This window comes from Streptomyces amritsarensis, assembly GCF_001953875.1.
In the GTDB taxonomy this organism is placed as follows: Bacteria; Actinomycetota; Actinomycetes; order Streptomycetales; family Streptomycetaceae; genus Streptomyces; species Streptomyces amritsarensis.
Genome location: NZ_MQUR01000009.1, coordinates 128,075 through 134,660, shown reverse-complemented (window position 1 = coordinate 134,660; position 6,586 = coordinate 128,075). Strand labels below are relative to the sequence as shown.

The window sequence follows — 6,586 nt, the reverse complement described above, 5'->3', positions numbered from 1 at the left end:
CCGCCGTCGATCCCCCCACGGGTCGACGGTCGGGGCGCTTCCCTTTTCCCCGAAACGGACTCCCCCCACGGGATCCGGATCGGGGCGTCCTTGAGCCGGGACCCGTTCGGGTCGGGAGGGCCGCTCAAAGCCTCCCGCGGGCACGTGTCCCGGCCGGCGGATGCCACGGAAAACCCCCAAGGTTTCCGTGGAACGTCCCCCAAGACGTTCCTGGCATCGCCCCATTAGACCCGTCACGACCCCGGATGGTGACATTGAGGTCACTGTGATCTGCGTCTCCCGTGAAGGAAGTGTGGGAACGATGCGAAGGTCATCCACTAGCGGAAGGACCTCAACCGCAGGCTGTTGGTCACCACGAAGACCGAGGAGAAGGCCATCGCGGCCCCCGCGATCATCGGGTTGAGCAGGCCGGCGGCCGCCAGCGGCAGGGCAGCGACGTTGTAGCCGAAGGCCCAGAAGAGGTTGCCCTTGATGGTGGCCAGGGTCCGGCGGGAGAGCCGGATCGCGTCCGCCGCCACGCGCAGGTCGCCCCGTACGAGGGTCAGGTCGCCGGCCTCGATGGCCGCGTCGGTGCCGGTGCCCATGGCCAGCCCCAGGTCCGCCTGGGCCAGCGCGGCCGCGTCGTTGACCCCGTCGCCGACCATGGCGACCGTACGGCCCTCGGCCTGCAGGCGGCGTACGACGTCCACCTTGTCCTGGGGGAGCACCTCGGCGATCACCTCGTCGATGCCCACCTCGCGGGCCACCGTCTCGGCCACGGCCCGGTTGTCGCCGGTCAGCAGGACCGGCGTCAGGCCCAGTTCCCGCAGCTGGGCGACGGCCTCCGCGCTGGTCTCCTTGACCGCGTCGGCCACCGTCAGGACCCCGCGTGCCGCGCCGTCCCAGGCCACCAGCACGGCGGTGCCGCCTTCGGCCTCCGCGGCGGCCTTCGCCCGCGCGAGCCCGTCCGGGAGGGCGATCGACCGGTCCGCCAGCAGCTGCTCGCGGCCCACCAGGACGGCGTGCCCGTCCACCACGCCCCGCACGCCGAGGCCGGCGATGTTCTCGAAGCCCTCCGGCACCGGCAGCGCGCCCGCCCGATCGGCGGCGGCGGTGGCGACGGCCCGGGCGATCGGGTGCTCCGAAGCGTGCTCCAGGGAGCCGGCCAGGCGCAGCAGTTCGAGCTCGTCGCCCCCCTCGGCGGTGACGACCCCGGCCAGGGTCATCCGGCCGGTGGTGACGGTGCCGGTCTTGTCGAGGACGACGGTGTCCACGCGGCGGGTGGACTCCAGCACCTCGGGGCCCTTGATCAGGATGCCGAGCTGCGCGCCCCGCCCGGTGCCGACCATCAGCGCGGTCGGGGTGGCCAGGCCCAGGGCGCACGGGCAGGCGATGATCAGGACGGCCACGGCGGCGGTGAAGGCCGCGGTGGGGTCGCCGGTGACCAGCATCCAGGTGACCCACGTGCCGAGGGCCAACACCAGGACGACGGGCACGAAGATCCCGGAGATGCGGTCGGCCAGGCGCTGCACCTCGGCCTTGCCGTTCTGCGCGTCCTCGACCAGCTTGGCCATCCGGGCGAGCTGGGTGTCGGCCCCGACCCTGGTGGCCTCGACCAGCAGGCGTCCGGAGGTGTTGACGGTGGCGCCGGTGACGAAGTCGCCGACGGACACCTCGACCGGGACGGACTCGCCGGTCAGCATGGAGGCGTCCACGGCGGAGCTGCCCTCGACGACCGTCCCGTCGGTGGCGATCTTCTCGCCGGGCCGGACGACGAAGCGGTCGCCGACGGTGAGCGCGGCCACCGGGATGCGTACCTCCCGGCCCGCCCGCAGGACGACGACGTCCTTGGCCCCCAGCTCCAGCAGGGCCTTGAGGGCGGCGCCGGCCTTCCGCTTCGAGCGCGCCTCCAGGTAGCGGCCGAGGAGGATGAAGGAGATCACCCCTGCCGCGACCTCCAGATAGATGGCGGAGGAGCCGTCGGCGCGGGAGATATCGAAGTCGAAGCCGTGGCGCATGCCGGGCATGCCCGCGTGGCCGAAGAACAGCGCCCACAGCGACCAGGCGAAGGCGGCGAGCGTACCGACCGAGACCAGGGTGTCCATGGTCGCGGCGCCGTGCCGGGCGTTGGTCCAGGCGGCCTTGTGGAAGGGGAGGCCGCCCCACACCACGACGGGCGCGGCCAGGGTCAGCGAGAGCCACTGCCAGTTGTCGAACTGCAGGGCGGGGATCATCGCGAGCAGGACGACGGGCAGGGCGAGCGCGGCGGAGACCAGCAGCCGCTCCCGCAGGGCGGCCAGTGCCCGGTCGGGTGCCCCGGCCTGTTCCTGCCCCGCACCGGCCTCACCGGCCTCGCCGGCCTCGTCTGCCGCGGGGGCGGGCGGGGCGGGCGGGGCGGGCGGGGCGGGTTCCTCGGCGGTGTATCCGGTCTTGACGACGGTCGCGATCAGGTCGGCGACCTGGACGTCCGCGCCGTAGGAGACGTGGGCCTTCTCGGTGGCGTAGTTCACCGTGGCCTCGACGCCGTCCATCCGGTTGAGCTTCTTCTCGATGCGGGCCGCGCAGGAGGCGCAGGTCATCCCGCCGATGGAGAGTTCGACCGCCGTTATCGGTCCGTCGTGCACTGTGCTCGTCATGTGCTCCGGCTCCAGGAGGATGGCCGGGCCGTACGGGTCCAGTATGAGCTGGCCGGTACGGCCCGGCGGGGTGCTGCGAAGTGCCGCGGGTACTGCCGAACGAGGGCGGGTGCCGCTCAGGCCCGGCCGGCGAACTCGTACCCGGCCTCGTCCACCGCTGCGCGGACGTCCTCGTCGGCGAGCGGGGCGTCGGAGACCACGGTGACCTCGCCGGACGCGGCGACGGCCTTGACCGAGGCGACGCCCGGCAGGGCGGCGAGCTCGCCGGTCACCGCGCCCTCGCAGTGGCCGCAGGTCATGCCGGTCACCCGGTAGACGGTGGTGGTCTGGGTGTCCGTCTCGGCGGTCATGTCGTTCTCCTCTTCAGGGGCGTGTCGGTCGCCGGGAGGGGCGGCCTGTGACTCCACCGTCCTCCCGACCATTCGAGACTATACCCCTGGGGGGTATAAAGCGAGCATCGGCATCCGGTCTTTCTCCGCCGCGGCGGCCTCAGTCCTCCCGGCGCCCCCGGTTGCCGGGCCGACGGGCCACCCAGGCGCGGACGGTCTCGGCGTACCAGTAGGGCTTGCCGCCCTCCACATGGTCGGGCGGCGGGAGCAGTCCGTGCTTGCGGTAGGAGCGCACGGTGTCCGGCTGGACCCGGATGTGTGCAGCGATCTCCTTGTACGACCACAGCTGTCGGTCGCTCATCTGGGACACCTCCTGACCCACGCCGCCGGGCCGGCCGGGAGGCCGTCGGGGATCCGGCGCGTGGATGCTGACGATCACTCGGGTTGTGCCCGGGGAACGACGCGGGACGGGGGCCGGGGAGGGGCTGTCGACCGCCTGTGACGGAAAACCCGCGTAACGCGGACATGCGTGACACGAAGGCGACCCCTGTGACCGGAGAGTCACAGGGGTCGGATGGGAACACAGCCCGCACCGCCGATCAGGACGGGGCCGCAGTGCCGACCGGAACGCGGATCAGCACGGGACCGGAACGCCGCCCGGAAGGCCGGGCGGGGGCGGGATCAGCGGTACAGGGCCGGCCGGTCCGCGAGCTCCACCACCGTTCGCACACCGCCGCGCGCAGCCGCGAGGCCCGCCTCGGAGACGGCCGCCGCCGCGTACCCGTCCCACGCGTCGGGCCCCGCCACCCGGCCGCGCCGGGCCGCGGCCACCCAACGCCGCAGCTGCCGGTCGTAGGCGTCGGCGAAACGCACCGTGAAGTCCTGGACGATCTCGCCACCCCACCGGCCCGCCGCCTGCACCACCATGGCGTGGCCGTCGCCGATCCGGGCACTGCCCGCCTCGCCCACCGCCTCGCACTGCACCTGGTAGCCGAAACCGCAGTTGACGAAGATCTCCACGTCCACGACGGCCCCTCCGGACGTCTCCAGCAGCACCATGCGGGGATCGGCCAGCCCCTCGGGCGCGGCCGACGTCGCCCGCGGCGAGAGCACGGTGACCGCGGTGATCTCCTGCCCCAGCAGCCAGCGGGCCGCGTCCACCTCGTGCACCACGGAGTCGCTGATCAGCATGTCGCTGGTGAAGAAGGACGGCGAGGAGGCGTTGCGATGCCGGCAGTGCAGGAAGAGCGGACGGCCGATCCCGCCCGCGTCCAGCAACTCCTTGAGCCGCTCGTACTCGGCGTCGTGGCGCCGCATGAACCCCACCTGCACCAGGCGCCGCCCCAGCCGCTGCTCGGCCTCCATGACGCGCAGCGCCCCCGCGGGCTCCGGGGTCAGCGGCTTCTCGCACAGCACCGGCAGCTCCCGCGCCAGGGCCTGCATGATGGCCTCCTCGTGAGCGGGCCCGGGCGACGCGATCAGTACGGCCTGGACCCCCGGCGCGGCTATCGCCGCCGCCGGGTCGGTGTGCGCACTCGCGCCGTCGAGGGTGCCCGCGACCTCCTTGACCCGGTCCCCGTCCGGGTCGGCCACGGCCACCACCCGGGCCCCGCCCACGGTCCGCCCGAACCGGCGCACGTGGTGCGCGCCCATCTTCCCGGTGCCGATGACGGCGATGCCGAGCGTGCTGGTCATGTCGTGTTCCCTCCGAAAGTGTCAGCGGGCGCCGCAGGAGCGCAGGTAGGCACGGGTACGGCGGGCGATCGGCAGCGGCCGGTCGGGCGGGCAGGGGTACATGTCCTGCTCCACGATGGCGAACAGGTCCACCCCCAGACGCTGCGCCGCCGCCAGTACGGGCTCCAGCGCCGGCACCCCCGACGGCGGTTCGCACATCACCCCCCGGCCCACGGCCGGCCCGAAGGGCAGCTCCTCGGCGACGACGTCGGCCAGGATCCGCGGGTCCACCTGCTTGAGGTGGAGGTAGCCGATCCGCTCGGCGAAGGCCTCCAGGGCCTGCACGCTGTCGCCGCCGCAGTACGCGTAGTGGCCGGTGTCCAGGCACAGGGAGACCAGCGCCGGATCGGTGGCGTCCAGGAAGCGGGCCACGTTCGAAGGGGTGTCGATGTGGGTGTCGGCGTGCGGATGGACGACGATCCGCAGCCCGTACCGGTCCTGGACCTCGCGGCCCAGCCGCTCGGTCTGGGAGGCCAGTTCGCGCCACTGGGCGGAGGTGAGGGTGCGGTCCTCCAGCACCTTCCCCGTCTTGTCGTCCCGCCAGAAGGAGGGGATGACGACGAGATGGGCCGCGCCCACGGCCTGGGTCAGCGCCGCGATCCGCGACACGTGCTCCCAGGTCTCCTCCCACACGGCGGGCCCGTGATGGAGTCCGGTGAAGACCGTCCCGGCCGAGACGCGCAGGCCGCGCGCGGCCGTCTCCTCGGTGAGCCGGGCCGGGTCCGTGGGCAGGTAGCCGTACGGGCCGAGCTCGATCCACTCGTACCCGGCGTCGGCCACCTCGTCGAGGAAACGCCGCCAGGGGGTCTGCTGCGGGTCGTCGGGAAACCAGACACCCCAGGAGTCCGGAGCCGAACCGATGCGGATACGGGTCAACGCGGGCGGGGAGGACGTCATAACGGCCACCTTAGGGTGGAGGACGAGTGGGAGGACTGACTGTGACCGGCACCGGCGATCCGTATCCGTTCGACCTGATCACGATGGGCCGGATCGGGGTGGATCTCTACCCGTTGAGGACCGGCGTACCACTGGCCGAGGCGGAGACCTTCGGACGGTTCCTGGGCGGCTCCCCGGCGAATGTGGCCGTCGCCGCGGCCCGCCTGGGGCGGCGGGTGGCGCTGATCAGCCGGACCGGAGCGGACCCCTTCGGCGCGTACCTGCGCACCGAGCTGCGGGGCTTCGGAGTGGACGAGCGGTGGGTGGCCGAGGTCGCCGGCCTCCCCACCCCGATCACGTTCTGCGAGATGTTCCCGCCCGACCGCTTCCCGCTGTACTTCTACCGGCTGCCGAAGGCCCCGGACCTGGAGATCACGGCGGACGAGGTGGACCTGGAGGCCGTACGGGCGGCCCGCGTGTTCTGGATGACGGGCACGGGTCTGAGCGAGGAGCCCTCCCGGGCGGCGGCGCTGGCGGCGCTTCGGGCCAGGGGCCGGTCGGGGACGACGGTGTTCGACCTGGACTGGCGGCCGATGCTGTGGCGGGAGAAACCGCAGCCGTACTACGAGCGGGCGCTCGCGCACGCGACGGTGGCCGTGGGGAACCCGCAGGAGTGCGAGATCGCCACCGGCGAGTCGGAGCCCTTCGCGGCGGCCCGGGCGCTGCTCGCGGCCGGAGTGGAACTCGCGGTCGTCAAGCGGGGCCCGGAGGGCGTGCTGGCGCTCCACCGCGACGGGACGGCGGTGGAGGCCGCACCGGTCGAGGTCGAGGTGGTCAACGGGCTGGGCGCGGGGGACGCGTTCGGCGGCGCGCTCTGCCACGGCCTGCTGGCGGGGTGGGAGTTGGAGCGTGTCGTGCGGTACGCCAACGCGGCGGGCGCGATCGTGGCCTCGCGGCTGGCGTGCTCCAGCGCGATGCCGTTCGCTCACGAGGTGGAGGAGGTGCTGGGGCGTGCCGGTGGTGTCTGAGTGG

Annotated in this window: 6 protein-coding genes; 1 reads left to right on the top strand and 5 read right to left on the bottom strand. The window is 73.1% G+C overall.

Going from position 1 to position 6,586, the window contains the following annotated elements; all coding sequences use genetic code 11:
* Nucleotides 1-317: 317 nt before the first annotated feature.
* From AVW11_RS06730 to AVW11_RS06710, 5 genes are all read right to left on the bottom strand, one after another.
* Nucleotides 318-2,615, bottom strand: coding sequence for a heavy metal translocating P-type ATPase (locus tag AVW11_RS06730; protein WP_076043496.1), 2,298 nt, complete (start codon nt 2,613-2,615; stop codon nt 318-320).
* Between the two features lie 116 nt (nt 2,616-2,731).
* Nucleotides 2,732-2,965: a heavy-metal-associated domain-containing protein gene (locus AVW11_RS06725; protein WP_030840526.1), complete on the bottom strand. Its 234-nt coding sequence runs from the start codon at nt 2,963-2,965 to the stop codon at nt 2,732-2,734.
* 139 nt (nt 2,966-3,104) lie between these two features.
* Entirely contained in the window at nt 3,105-3,305 is a 201-nt protein-coding gene (locus tag AVW11_RS06720; protein WP_030655426.1) for a helix-turn-helix transcriptional regulator, read from the bottom strand.
* 320 nt (nt 3,306-3,625) lie between these two features.
* Complete coding sequence (locus AVW11_RS06715) at nt 3,626-4,639, bottom strand: Gfo/Idh/MocA family protein (protein ID WP_060180368.1); 1,014 nt, start codon at nt 4,637-4,639, stop codon at nt 3,626-3,628.
* 21 nt (nt 4,640-4,660) lie between these two features.
* Nucleotides 4,661-5,575 (bottom strand): sugar phosphate isomerase/epimerase family protein, encoded by a 915-nt coding sequence (locus AVW11_RS06710; protein WP_076043495.1) that lies wholly within the window; start codon nt 5,573-5,575, stop codon nt 4,661-4,663.
* 26 nt (nt 5,576-5,601) lie between these two features.
* Here AVW11_RS06710 and iolC point away from each other — a divergent pair, with 26 nt between their 5' ends.
* Entirely contained in the window at nt 5,602-6,582 is a 981-nt protein-coding gene (iolC, locus tag AVW11_RS06705; RefSeq protein WP_267890738.1) for a 5-dehydro-2-deoxygluconokinase, read from the top strand.
* Nucleotides 6,583-6,586: the final 4 nt, after the last annotated feature.

Coding starts and splice junctions, on each gene's coding strand:
- AVW11_RS06730 (WP_076043496.1), bottom strand. CDS start 2,615: ATGACGAGCACAGTGCACGACGGACCGATAACGGCGGTCGAACTCTCC.
- AVW11_RS06725 (WP_030840526.1), bottom strand. CDS start 2,965: ATGACCGCCGAGACGGACACCCAGACCACCACCGTCTACCGGGTGACC.
- AVW11_RS06720 (WP_030655426.1), bottom strand. CDS start 3,305: ATGAGCGACCGACAGCTGTGGTCGTACAAGGAGATCGCTGCACACATC.
- AVW11_RS06715 (WP_060180368.1), bottom strand. CDS start 4,639: ATGACCAGCACGCTCGGCATCGCCGTCATCGGCACCGGGAAGATGGGC.
- AVW11_RS06710 (WP_076043495.1), bottom strand. CDS start 5,575: ATGACGTCCTCCCCGCCCGCGTTGACCCGTATCCGCATCGGTTCGGCT.